Here is an 18,821-nt window from a genome sequence, read left to right on the forward strand (position 1 = left end):
CGGGCATCGGCGTTTCGGTTATGCGGGGCAGTGGAGGACGAGCAGACAACGGGCGGGGACGGCGACGGTGCTCGCCGCCGGATAGGTGGCGTCGGCGCGGCCGTCGGGCACCGAACAATCCAGTGCGACAGCCCATTCGGCGCCGTAATCCGGATCGGGCAGGACGAAGTCGAGTCCGCTGTCGTGGGCGTTGAAGCACAACAGGAACGAATCGTCGGTGATGCGCTCGCCACGCGGTCCGGGTTCGTTGATGCCGAGGCCGTTGAGATAGACCGTCAGCGACTTGCCGAAACCGCTGTCCCAGTCGGCGGGTGTCATCTCCTCGCCCGCCGGGGTGAGCCAGGCGATATCGCGGGCGTGCTCTTTCGAGCGGATCGGCCGGCCCGCCAGGAAGCGGCGGCGTCGGAATATCGGATGCGCCGTGCGCAGTGCGATCACCCGCTTGGTGAATTCGAACAGGTCCGAATTCGTCTGCATCAGCGACCAATCCATCCAGGCCAGCGGTGAATCCTGGCAGTAGACATTGTTGTTGCCCTGCTGTGTGCGGCCCATCTCGTCGCCGTGGGCGAGCATCGGGGTGCCCTGACTGAGCACCAGCGTGGCCAGCAGATTGCGACTCTGCCTGGCGCGCAATGCGAGTATCTCCGGATCGTCGGTGGGGCCCTCCATCCCGCAGTTCCACGAGCGGTTGTAGCTCTCGCCGTCGCGATTGCCCTCGCCGTTGGCCGCGTTGTGTTTCTCGTTGTAGGACACCAGATCCCGCAGCGTGAAGCCGTCGTGTGCGGTGATGAAGTTGATGCTTGCGCTCGGCCTGCGCCCGGTGGCCTCGTACAGATCCGAGGATCCAGTGAGCCGGGAGGCGAATTCGCCGAGCGTGGCGGGTTCACCGCGCCAGTAGTCGCGGACGGTGTCGCGGTACTTGCCGTTCCATTCGGTCCACTGGCCGGGGAAATTACCGACCTGGTAGCCGCCCTCGCCGACATCCCAGGGCTCCGCGATGAGCTTCACCTGGCTGACCACCGGATCCTGTTGCACCAGATCGAAGAAGGTCGAGAGCCGGTCGACATCGTGCAGTTCCCGGGCCAGCGTGGCGGCGAGATCGAAGCGGAACCCGTCGACGTGCATATCCAGGATCCAGTAGCGCAGCGAGTCCATGATCAGCTGCAGCGTATGTGGGTGGCGCACGTTCAGGCTGTTACCGGTGCCGGTGTAGTCCATGTAGTGCGACGGGTCCTCGTCGACCAGCCGATAGTAGGCCGCATTGTCGATCCCGCGGAAGGCCAGGGTCGGCCCGAGGTGATTGCCCTCGCCGGTGTGGTTGTAGACGACATCGAGGATCACCTCGATGCCCTCGGCATGCAGTGCGCGCACCATGGCCTTGAATTCGGTGACCGCCGCACCGCCGCGTGGGCTGGCCGCGTATTCGTTGTGCGGGGCGAGGTAGCCGAAGCTGTTGTAGCCCCAGTAGTTTCGCAGACCCTGATCCAAAAGGACGCGGTCGTGCAGGAATTGGTGCACCGGCATCAGCTCGATCGCGGTGATGCCGAGTTCCTTCAGATGTTCCACGATCGCCGGATGTGCGATACCGGCGTAGGTCCCGCGCAATTCCTCAGGAATGTCGGGATGCGTCATCGTCATGCCCTTGACGTGCGCCTCGTAGATGACTGTCTCGTGGTAGGGCCGATTCGGTGGACGGTCGGCGCCCCAGTCGAAGAACGGGTTGATCACCACGCCGGTCATGGTGTGCCCCAGCGAATCCTGGCCGTAGGTGTAGAGCGAGGAGTCGTTGTCGAATTCGCCGTCGAACGCCTTGCCGTAGGGATCGAGCAGCAATTTGCTTGGATCGCAGCGCAATCCGTGCTCGGGATCGTAGGGACCGTGCACCCGGAAGCCGTAGCGCTGGCCCGGTCCGATGGTCGGGAGATAGGCGTGCCAGACATAGGTGTCGACCTCTTCCAGCGGCACTCTGGTTTCGGTGCCGTCCCTGGCGATAAGGCACAGTTCGACTGCGTGGGCAACCTCGGAGAACACCGAGAAATTGGTGCCTGCGCCGTCATAGGTCGCGCCCAGTGGGTAGGCGGTGCCGGGCCAGACACCGAGGGGTGTCACCTCACCGGGCGCTGCGTCGGGCTGAGCCATGTCAACGACACTAGCGCCAGCTGGATCGCCATCCGTGCGGGTGGTTGCGGCCGGGCGAGTCAGTCCTGGTCGGGGCCTGTTTCGAGCCAGCGCCGCCGGTAGCCGATTCGGGTGGCCAACCGGGCGAGTCCGCCGAATACCGCATGCTGCAGCCAGACCGGGATGCCCGCGAGATAGCCGTCCTGGTAATCCCACAGCAATGCCAGCGCCAACGGGTCGCGCGGCATCCGGGTGCGGACGGTGGTCTTGTGCGCGGCGTCGAGGTTGTGCCACAGCTGGAACATCTCCCAGTGCCGCAGCGGCGGGCGGATCTCGTGATCGAAGACGGTATCGGGCGCCTCGCTCCAGAACTCGTGTACCGCGCGCGGTGGCGCGGTGAGCGAATCACCCGGATGCACAACGGTTTCCGTGCCATCGATCTTGAAGCGGAGCCGACCGCGACGCAGGGTCCACGATTCGCTGAGCACCGGATGCCAATGGCGGCCCGCCTGCCGGTCCGCTTCCGGCAGTTGATGTTCCAGCCGCAGGTAGGGGCCGCGCTCGTCCTCGCCGTGTTCGACGAGGGTGATGCGGTGGCCGTTGCGGAAGGTGAGTGTGTCTCCCATATCTCCAGATATAAAGGTAACCTTTGTAATGTGTCAACGGTTGAACCTCACACCACGCTGTTGAAGCTGCTCGGTCAGGCGACGCATGCCTTCGAACGCGAGCTGAATCGGGAATTGCGGGCGGCGCTGCGCGACGATCTGCGCCCGGCGCATTACGCGGTGTTCCGCTATCTGGCGCCGGAGGGGTCGCGTATCAGTGCGTTGGCCGAGGAGGCGGGCATGACACAGCAGTCGATGGGGGAGTTGGTGACGCATATGGAGCGGTGCGGGTATGTGGAAAGGAAGATCGACCCGGATGATCGGCGGGCACGGCTCGTAGTGCTGACTGCCGAGGGACATGCGGCGCTCGGCGTGGCGGCGGAGCGGATCAGGCGGATCGAGCGGAAGCTGGTGGCGACTCTGAGCGAGCGAGGGTTGGCTGAGCTGCGGCAATCGCTGAGCCGCGTACCCGAGGCGCTGATCGACTGAGTTTCACCGCAGCGTCAGTCGCCAGGTCTGGCCGACCAGATCGTGGCCGAAGCTGTGGTGCGGATTCGATTCCACGAGTTCGAAACCCGCGCGCTGATAGATACGCCGCGCGGAGGTGAGGATGTCGTTGGTCCACAGCACCATGTCGCGGTAGCCGACCTCGGTGGCCCATCGCACGCAGCGATCGACCAGTGCGGAGCCGACGCCGAGGCCGCGCGCGGTCGGCTCGACCAGCAGTAGCCGCAGTCGGGCCGTGGTCTCGTTCTCCGTGACACAGAAAACGCAGCCCACCGGCTCGCCGTCGTATTCGGCGATCCAGGCGTGTTCGCGATGCTCGTCGTGGTCGTCCAGATAGTCCGCGACAATGCGGGCGACGAGTGCCTCGTAGCTGGTATCCCACCCGTATTCGGCGGAATAGAGCGCGGCATTGCGCTGGATGACCCAGCCGTAGTCGCCGGGTTTCGGCGCGCGGAGCGCCAATTCGCCGAGGCCCGGTCCGTCGAGAATGCGCTGGATGGTGCGCATGGAGGTGATCAGTCGCGCGCGCTCGGCCGGTTTGTGCGCATTGAGGAGGTAACCGACTTCGGCGCTCGAGCGCTGATTGAGCACGGCGAAGATCTCCCTGCCGCGGTCGGTCAGCCGAACCTCTTGGCGTCGCCCATCGCTTTCGGAGCGATTGCGCTGGACCAGTCCGTCCTTTTCGAAGCGGGCCAGGATGCGGCTCAGATAGCCGGGGTCCAGGTCGAGCGTGCGGCGCAGCGTGACGACCTCGCTTGCGCCGGAGTTGGCCAGTTCGAACATGATTCGCGCTTCGGTGAGTGAATATTCGCTGTCCAGCAGGCCCTCGCTCAGCACCCCGATGACCCGGGTGTAGCGGCGGTTGAATTCGCGCACGGCGTCGATATCGGCGGCGGCAACGGTGGTCACGGCGGCTCCCAATCTTTGACTGAGTCAAAGATTACGTCGGAACGGTCGTGTCGGTGTGGAATTCGACCGGGGGATCGTGCGCGCGCAGCTCGAGTGGTAACTTGAACACCGTTCAAGCCCCGCCTGGGCTGTCACGCGACCCGAGGAATCCTGTGGCACTGAGCTCACCCACCCCGCCGGCTCCGCCGGCTGCCACCCACCTGACCCGCTCCGAGATCACCGCCATCGACGCCGAACATGTCTGGCATCCCTACGGTGGCTTTCCCGCGACGACCGAACCGCTGGTGGTTTCCGGTGCTTCCGGAACCCGGCTCACCCTCGCCGACGGTCGGGAATTGGTCGACGGGATGAGTTCGTGGTGGGCCGCCATCCACGGCTATCGGCATCCGGTACTGGATGCCGCGCTGGTGGCGCAGTCGCAGCGGATGAGTCATGTGATGTTCGGCGGGCTCACCCATGAACCGGCAGCCCGACTCGCCAAGTTGCTCGTCGAGCTGACGCCCGCCGGTCTGGACAAGGTATTCCTGTGCGACTCCGGTTCGGTATCGGTCGAGGTCGCGGTGAAGATGTGCCTGCAGTACTGGCGCGCCGCGGGTAAGCCGGAGAAGCGGCGGCTGCTCACCTGGCGCGGCGGGTATCACGGCGATACCTTCACGCCGATGAGCGTGTGCGATCCGCAGGGCGGCATGCATGCGCTGTGGACCGATGTGCTCGCCGAGCAGATCTTCGCACCGGCACCGCCGCGTGAGTATTCGGCCGAATACGTGGCCGAGTTCGAACGGTTGCTTGCCGCGCATGCGGAGGAACTCGCGGCCGTCATCGTGGAGCCGGTCGTACAGGGCGCGGGCGGGATGCGCTGGCACGATCCGCGGTATCTGACCGACCTGCGGCGCCTGTGCGACGAGTACGGGGTGCTACTGGTTTTCGATGAGATCGCGACCGGATTCGGGCGCACCGGAGCGCTTTTCGCGGCCGATCACGTCGGGGTGAATCCGGATGTCATGTGTGTGGGCAAGTCACTCACGGGCGGGTATCTGACCTTGGCCGCCGCGCTGTGCACCTCCCAGATCGCGGAGACCATCAGCGCCGAGCACGGCGGGCTCATGCACGGTCCAACCTTCATGGGTAATCCGCTGGCCTGCGCGGTCGCGGTGGCCTCGATCGAGCTACTGCTGCAACGAGATTGGCGCGCCGAGGTGACCCGTATCGAAGCGGAGCTGAAAGCCGGTCTGGCCCCGGCGCGTTCGCTGCCCGGGGTGGCGGATGTGCGGGTGCTGGGGGCGATCGGCGTCGTGCAACTCGATCATCCGGTGGATATGCGCAAGGCCACCCACGCCGCCGTCGAAGCGGGCGTCTGGCTGCGCCCCTTCCGCGATCTGATCTACACCATGCCGCCCTTCATCAGCACGACCGAGGACATCGAACGCATCACCGCGGGGATAGTCGCCGCCGCCCAGGCCTGACGCGTCAGGCGCGTTTGCGGGTGTCGTGCGCGGTTCCCGCGTTCTCGGGACGGTCGGTGTCGGAGACGATCTCCCAGACCCGGAAGACACAGTGGTAGTCGTCGGCCCAGCCGGAGGCGATCAGCAGGTAGGTGTCGCCATCGCGCAGCAGGACGCGGCGACCCGGAAGTCTCGGATGCTGCGGGGTGAAGGTGGGCACGAGCGAGTGCAACTTGGCCACGGCCTGCTCGCGCGTGCCGACCACCTCCGCGAGAACCCGCGGCGACCAACGCTGATCGCCGGAACCTGTTGTCTCTTCGACGACTATCGCCCACCGTGGCATTCGGCCCTACTCCCTCTGGCGGAAATGCCGCGCCACCGTCAGTCGGTGGCGACCTTCAACGATTGGCTCCAACGGTACCAGCACCAGACCCCTACCATGCGGCTTGAACGGTGTTCAAGTATGCTGCGGAGCTGTGACTACCGATCCGTTGGGCTGGCTTGACGAACGCGCCGCCGAGCGCGTGCGTGTCGGGTTGCGCCGTGAGCTGCGACCCCGTGCGGCACAGTCGCTATCGATCGACCTCGCCTCCAATGACTACCTCGGGCTGGTACGTCATCCGGAGGTCATCGAGGGCGCGATCGAGGCCGTGCGACGCTGGGGTACCGGGTCGACCGGATCCCGGCTCGTCACCGGGACCACAGCCGAACACGAGCAGCTCGAGACCGAACTCGCCGAATTCGTCGGCGCCGAGGCCGGTTTGGTCTTCGCCTCCGGCTACGCCGCCAACCTCGGGGTGGTGACAGCGCTCTCCGGGCGGGGCGCGCTGGTCGTCTCCGATGCGGCCAGCCACGCTTCACTGGTCGACGCCTGCCGGCTCTCGCGCTCGCGCGTGGAGATCGCCGCGCACTGCGATGTCGAGGCGGTCGAGCGGTTGCTGGCCGAGCGGACCGAGGAACGGGCACTGGTACTTACCGATTCGGTGTTCAGCGCCGACGGTGATATGGCTCCGCTGGTCGAGTTGCACCGGGTCACCCGGGCGAATGGCGCGGTACTGATCGTGGACGAGGCGCACGGGCTCGGTGTACGCGGCGCGGGTGGGCGCGGGCTGGTGCACGAGGTCGGCTTGGCCGGGGAACCGGATCTCGTCGTGACCGCGACCCTGTCGAAAGCCCTTGCCGCACAGGGTGGTGCGGTATTAGCCAGCGAGCGTGTGCGTGCGCATCTCATCGATGCGGCGCGCACGTTCATTTTCGATACCGGACTCGCGCCCGCCGCGGTCGGTGCGGCGCGGGCGGCGCTGCGGTTGTTGCGTCGAGAGCCCGAGATGGCGGGTCGGGTGTTGCAGCGGGCGGCCGATATCGCGCGCATTGCCGGTGTGGCGGAACCGGATTCGGCGGTTGTCTCGGTGGTGCTCGGCGAGGCGCAGGTCGCGTATGACGCCGCGCAGGCATGCCGTGCACGTGGACTCGATGTCGGATGCTTCCGTCCGCCGACGGTGCCCGAGGGGACATCGCGGCTGCGGCTCACCGCACGAGCGAATCTGACTTCCGGCGAACTCGACACCATCGCAACGGTCCTCGGCGAGGTGCTGACCCAGGCGCGTGGATTGGTGACCGCATGAGTGTGCTGTTCGTGACCGGTACGTCGACGGAGGTCGGCAAGACCGTGGTGACCGCCGCGCTCGCCGCGGCCGCGCTGGCCGCCGGTCGGTCGGTGGCGGTGTGCAAACCGGCCCAAACCGGTGTGGCGCCGGGCGAATCCGGCGATCTCGCCGAAGTCGAACGCCTCACCGGTGTCACGAGAACGGTCGAGATCGCCCGCTATCCCGATCCGTTGGCTCCGGATACCGCGGCGCGTCGGTGCGGGCAGCCGCTGTTGACGCTGAGTGAAACCGCCGCCGCCATCGACTCACTCGCCGATGCGGATCTGACCCTGGTCGAAGGCGCAGGCGGATTGCTGGTCCGCCTCGGCGAATTCACACTGCTCGAGCTGGCGCAGAAGCTCGACGCTCCGGTGCTCGTGGTCGCCGCGGCTGGGCTCGGGACTCTCAACCACAGCGAATTGACCATCCGCGCACTGTCATCATCCAGTGTCCGCTGCGCGGGTCTGGTGATCGGCTCGTGGCCTGACGAGCCTGGGTTGGCGGAGGAGTGCAATCGCACTGATCTGGCCCGGGTTACCGGAGTCGAGTTGGTCGGCGCGATACCTGCAGGAGCGGGTGGGTGGGATCGCGAGCGGTTCTCCGCCGCTGCACCTGGTTGGTTCACTCCCGGTTGGTCTGCGCTCGGCCAGTAGGTTTCCGCAGCGGCGGGTTGTCTCGGTGAGATGCATCGACCGGCAACTGAGGGCGCGGGCTGGTAGCGAGCGCAGCGCGACTGCTGGATGAGCGGGTGGCCCGCTGTCTCGCTGAGATGCATCGATCGGCAGCTGAGCATCGGCTGGGTAGCGAGCGCAGAGCGACTGTTCGGAGGGACGGCGGCGCTGTCGGCCTTCAAATGAACGGCACCGTACGCGGCACCCGCAGCTGCCACACGATGGTGTCGAGCCCGAGATCGGCGGGCACGCCACCGACGATCCGATGTCGCAGCACCTCCAATACCGAGGTGACCGGCAGCGTCTCCGCGCCGAAACCGGTCGCGACGATCATCGCCGCGATCAGCAGCACACCGAGCACCGGAACCGCGATCGCCAAGCGACGGTTCGATATTCGTATGTGGGTACCGCCGGATGTGCGCGCACGCATCATCGGTACTGCTCCATGGGCAAATCGCGGCCTCTCAGAGTTGTCCCGGCGAGGGAGGTCTGACTTTCGCCGCGAGGGCGATCACAGTGGCGCAACCGTTCCGGAATTGCACCGGATTCCCGCACCCGCCGGGATGACGGCCCGAACTCTACCCGTTCGGTCGGGTTCACCGCCGCCATCGGGTCACCTGGCAGCACTCGCGAACCGTACCTAGAGTGGAGAAGATGTCGCCGTTGGACGATCGGCACCCGTCCACCGTCTCGGACTGGGACGACGCGCGACGGAGGGCCCGGCTTCGGGAGACTCGTCTCGGGCACGGGTGGCAGACGTTGCGCCGTACCAGATTGGCGCTGCTGCGGGTCGCCTTGGTATTGCTCGCTGGGCTCATCGTGTTCGCCCAGTACTGGGTGCACGACGTCACCCCGGAACGCGATCGGCTCGCGCGCACCGAACCCGCCGTCCTGCCGATCGCCAACCCCGCGCACGATCGCGACTGGGACACGGTCGTCGTCGATATGGTCGGTCTCGGTGGACTCAATGCCAGCAATACCGCGGCCGCGCTGCCCGCCCTCAGCGATATGGGCGTGGTCTGGGCCATCAAATACGACAATCAAGGTATAGACACCAAGGTGATCGCGGATCTGATCATCCGCGCCGCCCAGATGTCGGGGCTGAAGAACGTTGTGCTGGTCGGACACAGCATGGGCGGGGTCATCGCGCTCGAGGTGGCGCGGCATATCCACCTCGACAGCGACCTGCGCCTAGCGGGAGTGATTCTGGACTGCACGCCGGTGGATTTGAATGCGGTGCGTCCGGAGAGTCGCGGTGCGGGCGAGGATATGGTGCGCTGGATGGGGTGGCTGCCGGGGGCGCGGGAAAGCCGAACGCTGCGGCTGGCGGTCGAAACCTACGCGCGCCGTGATCGATTCGTCGATCGCGGGGCCACTGGGTTACGCGGAGTCCGGCTCGAACCATTGCGCGATGTCGTCGAAGAAGTGTTGCGCGAGAAGGTCTTCTCCAAAGACGCGGCCAGCAACGGCCTGATCGAGACGCAGTTCCTGGCGATCGTGGCGGGCGGTGCGATCAACGATCTGCGCGCGCTGTCCCGACCCGCCGACGGCAAACCGCGCCCGGCCATCGTCTTCATCCGCCCGCGCAATCCGGATAACGACCGGGTGGTGGATGTCGAGTACTCCCACGAGGTGCTCATCGAGCGGGCCGGTGGCGTCGACGGCTCGCTGCTGGTCGTCATGCCGCGAAATACCGGGCACGCCAATCCGATGCAGCGCCCCGAGGAGTACAACCGGATTATCGACCAGCAGATCCTGCCGTTCATCCAGCGATATCAGGAGCAGATGCGCGCGACGATCTCCGCGGCGGCGCCGCGCTGAGGGGAATGGGAGCCCGGCGGGGTGGGTGAACACAGGGGGATGGCAGCTGGCGGAGCCGGCGGGGTGGGTGAACACAGGGGGATGGCAGCTGGCGGAGCCGACGGGGTGGGTGAACACAGTTGGAATCGGGCGCTGCGTTGGAATCAGGCTAAGGCAAACCGTATGCGTGCCGGTTTCATCTTGATTCAATCACCGCATGTTCCGACCACGTACGTTCCTGACCGGCCTGCACGGCCGCACTATTGCCGCGTTGCTCGCTGCGGCGACCGTTGCGAGCCTGGGTTTGACCGGCTGCGCGAGCGACGACACGCCGGTCGGTAAAACCGACGCCCCGCTGCCCACCGAAATCCCCGCGGGCACAAAGCTCGTGCTCGCCGATCAACAAGAGCGGTTCAAGTCGGTACTCCAGTTCTCCGGCGAACTCGACAAGTTGCCGTTCAAGGTGGAGTTCGCCAATTTCATCGGTGGACCGGCCATCCTGGAGGCATTCCGGGCCGGTGCCGCCGATGTTGCGACCGTCGGCGATGTCCCGCCGATCCATGCGCAGGTTGCCGGGCAGGACGTGCCGATCGTCGCGGCTTACCAATCCAATCCCAACGCACTGAAACTTGCGGTGGCGCCGGGCAAGACGGCCACCACGCTCGCCGATCTCAAGGGCAAGAAGATCGCCTACGCGGAGGGCACCGCCCAACAGGCCGCGGTGCTGCGGGCGCTCGCCAAGGCCGGGCTGAAACCCACTGATGTGCAACTCGTTCGGCTGCAGCTCGCGGAATTCCTGGACGCGGTGCGCACCGGGCAGGTCGATATCGCGCCGCTGGCCGAACCGAACGTCACCCGGCTGTTGCGTACTCCGGGCGCCTCGCTGATCCCGGATTCGGAGACCACCGGCATCTACGGCGGTGTCGGCTACCTGTACGCGCGCCGCGCCGCGGTGACCGATCCGGCCAAGGCAGCGGCGACTCGGGCGGTGGTCGCCGCCTACATTCGCGCCTACCAGTGGGTCAATAACCACCAGGAGGAGTGGGCGCGCAAATACTACGTCGAGAACCAGAAGGTCAGCGCCGACGATGCCAAACGCATCGTCGACTCGTTCGGCACCTACACCTTCCCGCATCTGGATCAGCAGCTCATCGATCGCCAGCAGGGCACCATCGACGCGATCGACAACGCGGGCGAACTGCCCAAAAAGGTGCGCGCCGCCGACGATTTCGATCTGCGCTTCGACGCCGTCATCACCCAGGCCGTCACCGAGAGCGGCGCCGCGTTCGAACCGAAGGCGAAATAGCAATGGCTACCTTGGACGCCGGTGTACTCGGCCGGATCGGACGAAGTTCACGCACCGCCGCGGAGCCGGTATTGGCCCGCCGCAAGCCGACTCGGCCCCGGCTCGGACCGGGCCGCCCGATTCCGTTCGGCATCGCCATCGGGCCCGTACTGCTGATCGCGGCATGGGTGATCGGATCCGCCTCGGGCGCATTGGATGAGCAGACACTGCCCGCGCCGTGGACGGTCGCCGAGACCGCACGCGATCTGCTCGCCGACGGCAGACTGCAGTCGAACCTGCTGACTTCGCTGAAGCGCGCGGCCTGGGGCCTCGGGCTCGGTGTGGTGATCGGTGTGGTGCTCGCCTTGATCGCCGGATTGAGCCGTGTCGGTGAAGCCCTGCTGGACGGGCCGATTCAGATCAAACGCTCGATTCCGACGCTGGCGCTGATTCCGCTGTTCATCGTGTGGTTCGGCATCGGTGAGGACATGAAGCTCATCGTCATCACGACCAGTGTGGCGATTCCGATCTACATCAATACCCACGCGCAATTGCGTGGTGTCGACAGCCGGTATGTGGAATTGGCTGCGACGGTGGGGCTTTCGCGCTGGGGATTCATCCGCCGGATCGCGTTGCCGGGTTCGCTGCCCGGATTCTTCACGGGCCTGCGGCTGGCGGTCACGATTTCCTGGCTGGCATTGGTCGTGGTCGAACAGGTGAATGCCACCAGCGGCATCGGCTATCTGATGACGCAGGCGCGTACCTACGGCCAGATCGACGTCATCGTGGTCGGCCTGGTGATCTACGGCCTGCTCGGACTGTTCGGCGATCTCGCCGTGCGCGCGACGGAACGGAGGGCACTGTCATGGCGGCAGACGATCGCGGACTGAATGTGGTCCGAACCCGCGGGCTGCGCAGGGGTTTCGGCGATCGCGTGGTGTTGCACGGTATCGATCTCGATATCGCGCGCGGCGAATTCGTCGCACTGCTCGGGCGCAGTGGTTCGGGTAAGAGCACCTTGCTGCGCGCGCTGGCCGAGCTGGATCGCGATGTGCTCGGCTCGGGTGAGTTGCGAGTGCCGACGGAACGTGCGGTGGTGTTCCAGGACTCGCGGCTGCTGCCGTGGAATCGGGTACTGGACAATGTGACTCTCGGTTTGAAGAGTGCCGATGCCGCCGGGCGCGGTCGCACCGCGCTGGCGGAAGTCGGCCTCGCCGGGCGGGAAAAGGCCTGGCCCAAGGAGCTTTCCGGAGGTGAGCAACAGCGCGTCGCCTTGGCGCGGTCTCTGGTCCGGGAACCGGAGTTGTTGCTGGCCGATGAGCCTTTCGGTGCGCTGGATGCGCTCACCCGCATCAAAATGCATGTGCTGCTGCAGGATCTGTGCGCCAGGCACAAGCCGGCCGTCTTGCTGGTGACCCACGATGTCGATGAAGCGGTGCTGCTCGCCGACCGCGTACTCGTCCTCGACGAGGGACGCATCGCCGTCGACCAGCGGATCGATCTGGAACGTCCACGCCGCCACATCGATCCGGACTTCAACCGCCTACGCGAACTGCTGCTTTCCAGCCTCGGCGTCGATGTCGCGGCCCTGCACGATGAGAAGAAAGCCTCATGACCCGCCAACTCAGCCTCAATGCGTTCATCTATCCCTCCGGACATCATGAGGCGGCCTGGCGGCATCCGCAGAGCCGACCCGACCGGATCTACGATGTCGCCTACTACCAGGAGATCGGCCGCACGGCCGAAGCCGCGAAACTCGACGCGGTGTTCTTCGCCGACGGTCCCGCGCTGCGCACCAATGTCGAACACAATGCGGCCGCGGGTCTGGAACCGATCACCCTGCTCACCGCGATCGCCACGGCCACAACCCATCTCGGGCTGATCGCCACCGCGTCCACCACCTACTACGAGCCCTACAACCTGGCCAGGTTGTTCTCCACGCTCGATCACATCTCGGGTGGCCGGGCGGGCTGGAATATCGTCACCACCGGAACCGACCTCGCCGCAGCGAATTTCGGGCTCGACAAACATCCCGATCACGCGACGCGATACGCGCGGGCGCGGGAATTCGTCGATGCGGTCGTCGCGCTGTGGGACAGCTGGGAGGACGACGCCATCCTGCTGGACCAGCAGGCGGGCATCTACGCCGATCCGGACAAGATCCACCCGATCGACTTCGTCGGCGAATACCTCAGCGTGCGTGGGCCCTTCAACGCGCCGCGCACCCCACAGGGACATCCGGTGCTCGTACAGGCCGGTGCGTCGAATGACGGCCGGGCGTTCGCGGGCAAGTACGCCGAGGCGATCTTCACCGCGCACCAGCGGCTCGAAGACGCGCAGGCGTTCTATGCCGATATCAAGGCCAAGGCCGCCGAATTCGGCCGTGACGCCGAGCAGATCAAGATCCTGCCCGGTATCAGCCCGTTCATCGGCGATACCGAGGCGGCGGCCAAACAGTTGGAACGGGAGTTCAACGAGCTCACAGTGCCCGAATACGGGCTGAAGCAGTTGGAGGGCATCGCGGGTGAGAGCTTGCGGAACCTGCCGCTGGATGAACCGGTGCCACTCGAATTATTCAGCGATGCGGGCGATGTCACCGATAACGAGCGCAGCCGTCGGCAGGTGGTCGCCGGAATCGTGCAGCGGGAACGGCCCACCGTGCGCGGGCTGCTGCATCGTCTCGCCGGTGCCCGTGGACATCGGGTCTTCGCCGGTACGCCGGAGCAGGTCGCCGACACCATCGAGGAATGGTTCCGCAATGGCGCCGCCGACGGTTTCAATGTGATGCCGCCCTACTACCCGGGTGGTCTGGAGGTCTTCGCCGAGCAGGTCGTCCCGATCCTGCAGCAGCGCGGCCTGTTCCGCACCGAATACACCGGAACCACACTGCGTGACCACTTCGGTCTGCTGCGTCCGGAGAGCCGGCACACCCGGCGACCGGCGCTCGCGCAGTGAGCGCCTGTACCAGGCCGTATCGAGCTCGGCGAAATAGTCGGCATCGCCGATGGCACCGGCAAGACCCCGCTGCCAGCGGGAATCCGGCGGCTGCGACAGGGCGAGTGTTCGTGGGGCGTGTGCTGCATGAACTTTCGGCGTGAGCGACCTGGCCGGTACCGTCGGGCGCAGGACCATCGGTGCGGGTGCCGACTTCGCACGGCGCGGGCGCTGTGAGTGAGCGTCGGCGAGCGAACTATCAGCACAGCGTGCCCTCGCGCACGACGGAGCCGAGCGCCTGCGAGGGGGAGTCGTGAGCGAACAGGTCCGCACCACAAGGGAATCCGTTCGTCTGCGTTCGCTGGTGTGGACGGTGTTCGTGCCCGTGGTGCTCTATGGCATCGGATCCGGTGCGGCCGCACCGATGTACGCGTTGCGCGCATTGGATCTGGGTGCGTCGGCTGGTGTCGCCGGAATCGTCGTCGCGCTGAGCGGGTTGGGGATGGTGCTGGCCGATCTGCCCGCGGGGCGGATCGTCGCGCGCATCGGGGAACGCTGGGCGATCGCCGTCGGATCGGGCCTCGGTTTGGTCGGGGTGCTGTGCGCGATCTTCGCACCGCATACCGGGGTGCTGGCGGTGGGTGTGCTGCTCAATGGAACCGCCAGTGCGGTATGGGGTTTGGCGCGACAGTCCTACATCGTGGCCGTCGTGCCACCGGACGAGCGGGGCCGTGCGTTCTCGGCCTTGGCCGGTGCCTCGCGCCTCGGATCGTTCTGCGGACCGTTCGTCGGGGCCGGAATGGTGTACGCGATGGGGCCGAGCGGTGCGCTGTGGTTGCAGTTCGGCACGACCGTCGCATCGGGCGCGGCGATGCTCGCCATCCGTTCGGCCGACGACGACGATACGGATGCCGCCGATCACACCCTGCGTTCAGTGGTCGTCGAAAACCGCAGGGTGCTGGGCACACTCGGTCTGGCGGCACTGCTGATGGGTGGTGCCAGGGCGACCCGCACCGCACTGCTCCCGCTGTGGGCCGCGCATATCGGCGTGAGTGCCGCCGCCACGAGCCTGATATTCGGCATCGCCGGCGCAATGGACGTGCTGCTGTCCTACCCGGGCGGCATCGTGCTCGATCGCTACGGCAGTCGCGCCACCGGCGTGCCGTCGATGTTGCTGTTCGCGGTGGGCTTCGCGGCGCTTCCGTTCACCTCGACGGCACTCGAACTCACCGGTGCCGCCGTCCTGCTCGGGCTCGCCAATGGTGTGAGCAACGGCATCATCATGACCGTCGGCGCGGGCGTCGCACCGCCGGGTCAACGTGCGGAATTCCTCGGTGCCTGGCGTCTGACGCATGACATCGGCATGTTCGCCGGTCCCATTGCCGTCGGCTTGATCAGTGCTGCAACGGTTCTCGGTGCCTCGGCGCTCGCCATCGCCGCGGCGGTATTCGCAGGCGCAATCGCCATGCACCGCTGGTTCCCCGGTGCCTATCCCGCCCTGTTCGTAGACGCACGCCGTCGCGAAACCCAGGCGACCGACTGAGCGCTGGGACCAATCATGGCGCACACCTGGTGCGTGCCGCGCATTAGGTTGCTCCTTGCGTGAGGTGCTCGTTGGGTGTGCGCGGTCATGTCTGGATGCTCGGTGGTGGTCAGGTCGGGTGCTGGTCGCGTTCGGTGCGCTCGGACCATTTATGGCGCACACCTTGTGCGTGCCGCGCACAGGCTGCACCTTGTGCAAGGTGTTCGCGGTGTATGCGAGGGCCTGCACCGATGCGCTGGCGCTGGGTACTTCAGGACACTGGTCGGGTTCGGCCGAGGTAGGCGAGGAGCCGGTCACCGGGGGCGGTGCTCGGCGGTTCGATCGGCGGACCGAATAGGGGCCAGCGGTCTGCAATCGGGACGAGTTCGGGTGCCACCGCTAGTAATTCGCGGGCGAGGCGCTCCGGGATCGGCGGGGCTTTGCGATCGTTGGCGGCGAGATCCCAAGCGTGGACCGTCAGTTCGAGAGCACCGACGGTCCCGAGAACTGGGGCGGGCACAGGCCTCCCGAAGACGACCACCGACTCGGGGTGCTCATTCGCCCAGTCACCGAGCAGGGCCACGGCACGACTTCGAATATGCAGCGTTCCCGCACAATTCGACAGCGGCATACCCGATGTGACCCGAACCTGCCCACCCGCCAAACCTTCTCGTAGCGCGGCAATCGACTCGTCCACGTGCGCGAGCAGCATGCGCGTATTCCAGCCTCGACACGGCGTGGGCGCGGACAGATCGAAACCTGGGCCGGGCAGCACCGACAACAGATACGCGACCGCTCGCTCGAGCAGATCGTCGCTCATGGCATTGCCGGCTCGGGTGACGCATTCGCCACCAACGACGTGGGCAGTCCGAACGCCGCGAACATCGAGCTGTCGTGATACGAGACGACATGCGCGACCCCGGTCGGGGTCGCGGTCAGGATCTGCAGCGATTGCGCCCGACCGCGCAGGTAGAACGCGAATCCGGGCTGACCGTTCGCGGCGATCGGCACCATCCGGACCTCGCCCGCGCGATACGGACACTTCGACCGAACCAGCTCCACGATCGTGGTATTGCCGCGGAACCATTCCTCGATCGGCGGCATCTCCCACACCGCATCCGACCGCAACAGCGTGACGAGCGTATCCATATCGGCGGCTTCGAATGCGGCGGCATAGCGGTCCAGCAACGCGCGGATTCGGGGGTCGTTCGGCTCGGCTACCGGTGTGTCCGGCTCCAGCTCCGCGAGCGCGGCATGTGCGCGCTGCAGCATGCTGTTGACCGCGGCCACGCTGGCCCCGATCAGGTCGGCGACCTCGGCGGCCTTCCAGTGCAACACATCTCGCAGTATCAATACCGCACGCTGACGCGGCGGCAGATGCTGCCAGGCGGCGATCAATGCCAGCCGCATACCCTCGCGCGCCGCTACGATGGCGGCCGGATCCGAGGTCTCGGGTGCGATAAGCACATCCGGCATCGGTTGCAGCCAGGGAATCTCGGGCGCGAAGTTCACCGGGCGCGTGGGATCCGCGGTGCGCTCGGATAATCCGGTGGGCAGCACGCGGCGTCGGTGCTCGAGCGCATTGAGACAGGCATTGGTGGCGATCCGGTACAGCCAGGTCCGCATCGAAGCGCGACCCTCGAAATCGCCGTACCCGCGCCAGGCTCGCAGCAGCGTCTCCTGCACCAGATCCTCGGCATCGTCGACCGAACCCAGCATCCGATAGCAGTGGGCGAGCAGCTCGCGCCGATACGGCGCGGTACGTGCGGCGAATTCGTCGCTGTCGGTCATGTGCAGTCCTTCCGGGTGCCCCGAATGGTGTCCCTCTGAAATATCGACCGCCGTGCCGCCCAGAACTCATCGGTGCGATGAGTTTCGGGCGGTGGTCGGTCGGTATCTGTGCGTGCCCGAACCATCTGGCACGCCGAAACCAAAGGAAGGAATCACCGTGAGCACACCAATCGTTTCGGCGGTGACACAGCGCTGGGTGCTGGTTCTCGGCGCGGTCGCGTCGCTGATGGCGGCACTGGACACCCTGGTCGTCGCCACCGCACTCAGCACCATCCGGCACGACCTCGGGGCGTCACTGCAGACGCTCGAATGGACCGTCAACGGCTACAACCTCAGCTTCGCCGTCTTGCTGATGACCGCGGCGGTGCTCGGCGACCGCTTCGGACGTAAGCGGATGTTCATGGTCGGGCTCGGCATATTCGTCGCCGCCTCCGCAGCCTGCGCGATATCGACCACCGTCGCGACCCTCATCGTCGCCCGCGTGGTGCAGGGCATCGGCGCGGCATTGATCACGAGCCTGGCTTTGACGCTGGTCAGCGCGGCGTTTCCGCCGGAGAAGCGCGGTATGGCCATGGGGCTGCTGCAGGGCATCACCGGTCTCGCCGTCGCGTGTGGTCCGCTGGTCGGCGGGGCCGTCGCGGAGGGATTGTCCTGGCAATGGATCTTCTGGCTGAACGTGCCGATCGGGCTGCTGGCGCTGCCACTGGTGGCGGCCCGTGTTCCGGAGGGCTTCGGCCCCGACACCGCGGTGGACGGCACCGGATTGGCACTGGTCACCGGCGGCGCATTCGGTGTGGTGTGGGGTTTGGTGCGCGGCAACATCGCGGGCTGGTCGAGCTCGGAGGTGCTGATCGCACTGGTCGGTGGGATCGCATTGCTGATCGCCTTCGCGGTTTGGGAAGCGCGCACACGCGAACCGATGTTCCCGATGCGGCTTTTCGTGAATCGCGGTTTCGCGGCGGGAAATACCGCCATATTCCTCACCTTCGCCGCCCTGTTCGGTGAGGTGTTCTTCTACGCGCAGTTCCTGCAGGCGGTCCTGCACTACGGTCCACTCGGCGCCGGATTGCGGCTGCTGCCATGGACCCTCACGCTCTTCTTCTGCGCGCCGATCGCCGGTGCGCTGGCCGACCGGATAGGGGAGCGGCCCCTGATGGTGAGCGGGCTGGCCCTGATGGCGGGCGGCATGCTCTGGATCGCCGCCATCGCCGACCCGGCGATGGCATACGGCTCCTTCGTCGTTCCGTTCATCGTCTCCGGCGTCGGCACCTCGATGGTGCTGCCGTCGGCACAGAGTTCGGTGGTCGGCGCGGTCGAACACGCGATGCTCGGCAAGGCGGCCGGTGCCAACAGCATGATGCGGGAGCTGGGCGGCGTCTTCGGAATCGCCATCGCGGCAGCGGTTTTCGCCGCAACCGGCGGATATGGTTCAGTAGATGAATTCACCGCCGGATTCTGCCCGGCGATCGAAGTCGGTGCGGTACTCGCCCTGCTGGGCGCGGCGGTCGCACTCGCACTGCCCGGGCGCAGGGCGCGCGCGGCAGTCGATCTCGAGGAGGCGACAGTATCCGTCTGAGTCCGGTCGGACTCC

At 66.3% G+C, this 18,821-nt stretch carries 18 protein-coding genes and 1 riboswitch; of the genes, 11 read left to right on the forward strand and 7 right to left on the reverse strand.

Features of this window, described 5'->3' with window-relative positions; all coding sequences use genetic code 11:
* Nucleotides 1-18: 18 nt before the first annotated feature.
* Both glgX and OIE68_RS44675 read right to left on the reverse strand, forming a co-directional pair.
* Nucleotides 19-2,139, reverse strand: coding sequence for a glycogen debranching protein GlgX (gene glgX / locus OIE68_RS44670; RefSeq protein ID WP_327096911.1), 2,121 nt, complete (start codon nucleotides 2,137-2,139; stop codon nucleotides 19-21).
* 59 nt (nucleotides 2,140-2,198) lie between these two features.
* Complete coding sequence (locus OIE68_RS44675) at nucleotides 2,199-2,744, reverse strand: cupin domain-containing protein (RefSeq protein WP_327096912.1); 546 nt, start codon at nucleotides 2,742-2,744, stop codon at nucleotides 2,199-2,201.
* A 30-nt stretch (nucleotides 2,745-2,774) separates the two neighbouring features.
* Between OIE68_RS44675 and OIE68_RS44680 the strand changes: the two genes are divergently transcribed.
* The gene (locus tag OIE68_RS44680; RefSeq protein ID WP_327096913.1) at nucleotides 2,775-3,212 is read left to right on the forward strand and encodes a MarR family winged helix-turn-helix transcriptional regulator; all 438 of its coding nucleotides are present in this window, start codon (nucleotides 2,775-2,777) and stop codon (nucleotides 3,210-3,212) included.
* A gap of 3 nt (nucleotides 3,213-3,215) precedes the next feature.
* Here the strand turns inward: OIE68_RS44680 and OIE68_RS44685 are convergent, their stop codons facing one another.
* On the reverse strand, nucleotides 3,216-4,139 hold the full coding sequence (locus OIE68_RS44685) for a helix-turn-helix domain-containing GNAT family N-acetyltransferase (protein ID WP_327096914.1): 924 nt from the start codon (nucleotides 4,137-4,139) through the stop codon (nucleotides 3,216-3,218).
* A 158-nt stretch (nucleotides 4,140-4,297) separates the two neighbouring features.
* Here OIE68_RS44685 and OIE68_RS44690 point away from each other — a divergent pair, with 158 nt between their 5' ends.
* A complete protein-coding gene (locus OIE68_RS44690) occupies nucleotides 4,298-5,602 on the forward strand; it encodes an adenosylmethionine--8-amino-7-oxononanoate transaminase (RefSeq protein WP_419150857.1) in 1,305 nt (434 codons plus the stop codon).
* A gap of 4 nt (nucleotides 5,603-5,606) precedes the next feature.
* On the opposite strand, the gene OIE68_RS44695 is transcribed toward OIE68_RS44690, so the two are convergent.
* Nucleotides 5,607-5,924 carry a hypothetical protein gene (locus OIE68_RS44695; protein WP_327096915.1) on the reverse strand — a complete coding sequence of 106 codons (318 nt, stop codon included), beginning with the start codon at nucleotides 5,922-5,924 and terminating at the stop codon, nucleotides 5,607-5,609.
* Between the two features lie 133 nt (nucleotides 5,925-6,057).
* Between OIE68_RS44695 and OIE68_RS44700 the strand changes: the two genes are divergently transcribed.
* Nucleotides 6,058-7,206: an 8-amino-7-oxononanoate synthase gene (locus tag OIE68_RS44700; protein WP_327096916.1), complete on the forward strand. Its 1,149-nt coding sequence runs from the start codon at nucleotides 6,058-6,060 to the stop codon at nucleotides 7,204-7,206.
* Nucleotides 7,203-7,880, forward strand: coding sequence for a dethiobiotin synthase (gene bioD / locus OIE68_RS44705; protein ID WP_327096917.1), 678 nt, complete (start codon nucleotides 7,203-7,205; stop codon nucleotides 7,878-7,880). The genes OIE68_RS44700 and bioD overlap by 4 nt, the downstream gene beginning before the upstream one ends.
* A gap of 196 nt (nucleotides 7,881-8,076) precedes the next feature.
* Here bioD and OIE68_RS44710 read toward each other — a convergent pair whose 3' ends face one another.
* Nucleotides 8,077-8,331, reverse strand: a complete 255-nt coding sequence (locus OIE68_RS44710; RefSeq protein WP_327096918.1) for a hypothetical protein — start codon at nucleotides 8,329-8,331, stop codon at nucleotides 8,077-8,079.
* A 31-nt stretch (nucleotides 8,332-8,362) separates the two neighbouring features.
* Nucleotides 8,363-8,489, reverse strand: a riboswitch (cobalamin riboswitch).
* Between the two features lie 63 nt (nucleotides 8,490-8,552).
* Between OIE68_RS44710 and OIE68_RS44715 the strand changes: the two genes are divergently transcribed.
* The 6 genes from OIE68_RS44715 to OIE68_RS44740 all read left to right on the forward strand — a co-directional run bounded on the left by OIE68_RS44715 (nucleotide 8,553) and on the right by OIE68_RS44740 (nucleotide 15,460).
* On the forward strand, nucleotides 8,553-9,719 hold the full coding sequence (locus OIE68_RS44715; protein ID WP_327096919.1) for an alpha/beta hydrolase: 1,167 nt from the start codon (nucleotides 8,553-8,555) through the stop codon (nucleotides 9,717-9,719).
* A gap of 196 nt (nucleotides 9,720-9,915) precedes the next feature.
* Nucleotides 9,916-11,004: an ABC transporter substrate-binding protein gene (locus OIE68_RS44720; protein ID WP_327096920.1), complete on the forward strand. Its 1,089-nt coding sequence runs from the start codon at nucleotides 9,916-9,918 to the stop codon at nucleotides 11,002-11,004.
* Between the two features lie 2 nt (nucleotides 11,005-11,006).
* The gene (locus tag OIE68_RS44725) at nucleotides 11,007-11,873 is read left to right on the forward strand and encodes an ABC transporter permease (protein WP_327096921.1); all 867 of its coding nucleotides are present in this window, start codon (nucleotides 11,007-11,009) and stop codon (nucleotides 11,871-11,873) included.
* Nucleotides 11,849-12,598 (forward strand): ABC transporter ATP-binding protein, encoded by a 750-nt coding sequence (locus OIE68_RS44730; RefSeq protein ID WP_327096922.1) that lies wholly within the window; start codon nucleotides 11,849-11,851, stop codon nucleotides 12,596-12,598. The genes OIE68_RS44725 and OIE68_RS44730 overlap by 25 nt, the downstream gene beginning before the upstream one ends.
* Entirely contained in the window at nucleotides 12,595-13,938 is a 1,344-nt protein-coding gene (locus OIE68_RS44735; RefSeq protein WP_327096923.1) for an LLM class flavin-dependent oxidoreductase, read from the forward strand. The genes OIE68_RS44730 and OIE68_RS44735 overlap by 4 nt, the downstream gene beginning before the upstream one ends.
* A 292-nt stretch (nucleotides 13,939-14,230) precedes the next feature.
* Nucleotides 14,231-15,460 (forward strand): MFS transporter, encoded by a 1,230-nt coding sequence (locus tag OIE68_RS44740; protein WP_327096924.1) that lies wholly within the window; start codon nucleotides 14,231-14,233, stop codon nucleotides 15,458-15,460.
* Nucleotides 15,461-15,710: 250 nt separating this feature from the next.
* On the opposite strand, the gene OIE68_RS44745 is transcribed toward OIE68_RS44740, so the two are convergent.
* Together OIE68_RS44745 and OIE68_RS44750 are read right to left on the reverse strand one after the other, a co-directional pair.
* Nucleotides 15,711-16,259, reverse strand: a complete 549-nt coding sequence (locus OIE68_RS44745; protein ID WP_327096925.1) for a maleylpyruvate isomerase N-terminal domain-containing protein — start codon at nucleotides 16,257-16,259, stop codon at nucleotides 15,711-15,713.
* A complete protein-coding gene (locus tag OIE68_RS44750; RefSeq protein ID WP_327096926.1) occupies nucleotides 16,256-17,230 on the reverse strand; it encodes a sigma-70 family RNA polymerase sigma factor in 975 nt (324 codons plus the stop codon). Before OIE68_RS44750 ends, OIE68_RS44745 begins: the two co-directional genes overlap by 4 nt.
* A 157-nt stretch (nucleotides 17,231-17,387) precedes the next feature.
* Between OIE68_RS44750 and OIE68_RS44755 the strand changes: the two genes are divergently transcribed.
* Nucleotides 17,388-18,806 carry a DHA2 family efflux MFS transporter permease subunit gene (locus OIE68_RS44755; protein ID WP_327096927.1) on the forward strand — a complete coding sequence of 473 codons (1,419 nt, stop codon included), beginning with the start codon at nucleotides 17,388-17,390 and terminating at the stop codon, nucleotides 18,804-18,806.
* The last annotated feature ends 15 nt before the right edge of the window (nucleotides 18,807-18,821 follow it).

It is taken from the genome of Nocardia vinacea, from assembly GCF_035920345.1.
In the GTDB taxonomy this organism is placed as follows: Bacteria; Actinomycetota; Actinomycetes; order Mycobacteriales; family Mycobacteriaceae; genus Nocardia; species Nocardia vinacea_A.

Excerpts from the sequence above, each read along its gene's own strand:
- OIE68_RS44750 (WP_327096926.1), bottom strand. The coding sequence starts at position 17,230 with ATGACCGACAGCGACGAATTCGCCGCACGTACCGCGCCGTATCGGCGC.
- OIE68_RS44730 (WP_327096922.1), top strand. The coding sequence starts at position 11,849 with ATGGCGGCAGACGATCGCGGACTGAATGTGGTCCGAACCCGCGGGCTG.
- OIE68_RS44735 (WP_327096923.1), top strand. The coding sequence starts at position 12,595 with ATGACCCGCCAACTCAGCCTCAATGCGTTCATCTATCCCTCCGGACAT.
- OIE68_RS44695 (WP_327096915.1), bottom strand. The coding sequence starts at position 5,924 with ATGCCACGGTGGGCGATAGTCGTCGAAGAGACAACAGGTTCCGGCGAT.
- glgX (WP_327096911.1), bottom strand. The coding sequence starts at position 2,139 with ATGGCTCAGCCCGACGCAGCGCCCGGTGAGGTGACACCCCTCGGTGTC.
- OIE68_RS44745 (WP_327096925.1), bottom strand. The coding sequence starts at position 16,259 with ATGAGCGACGATCTGCTCGAGCGAGCGGTCGCGTATCTGTTGTCGGTG.
- OIE68_RS44725 (WP_327096921.1), top strand. The coding sequence starts at position 11,007 with ATGGCTACCTTGGACGCCGGTGTACTCGGCCGGATCGGACGAAGTTCA.
- OIE68_RS44720 (WP_327096920.1), top strand. The coding sequence starts at position 9,916 with ATGTTCCGACCACGTACGTTCCTGACCGGCCTGCACGGCCGCACTATT.
- OIE68_RS44715 (WP_327096919.1), top strand. The coding sequence starts at position 8,553 with ATGTCGCCGTTGGACGATCGGCACCCGTCCACCGTCTCGGACTGGGAC.
- OIE68_RS44675 (WP_327096912.1), bottom strand. The coding sequence starts at position 2,744 with ATGGGAGACACACTCACCTTCCGCAACGGCCACCGCATCACCCTCGTC.
- bioD (WP_327096917.1), top strand. The coding sequence starts at position 7,203 with ATGAGTGTGCTGTTCGTGACCGGTACGTCGACGGAGGTCGGCAAGACC.
- OIE68_RS44710 (WP_327096918.1), bottom strand. The coding sequence starts at position 8,331 with ATGATGCGTGCGCGCACATCCGGCGGTACCCACATACGAATATCGAAC.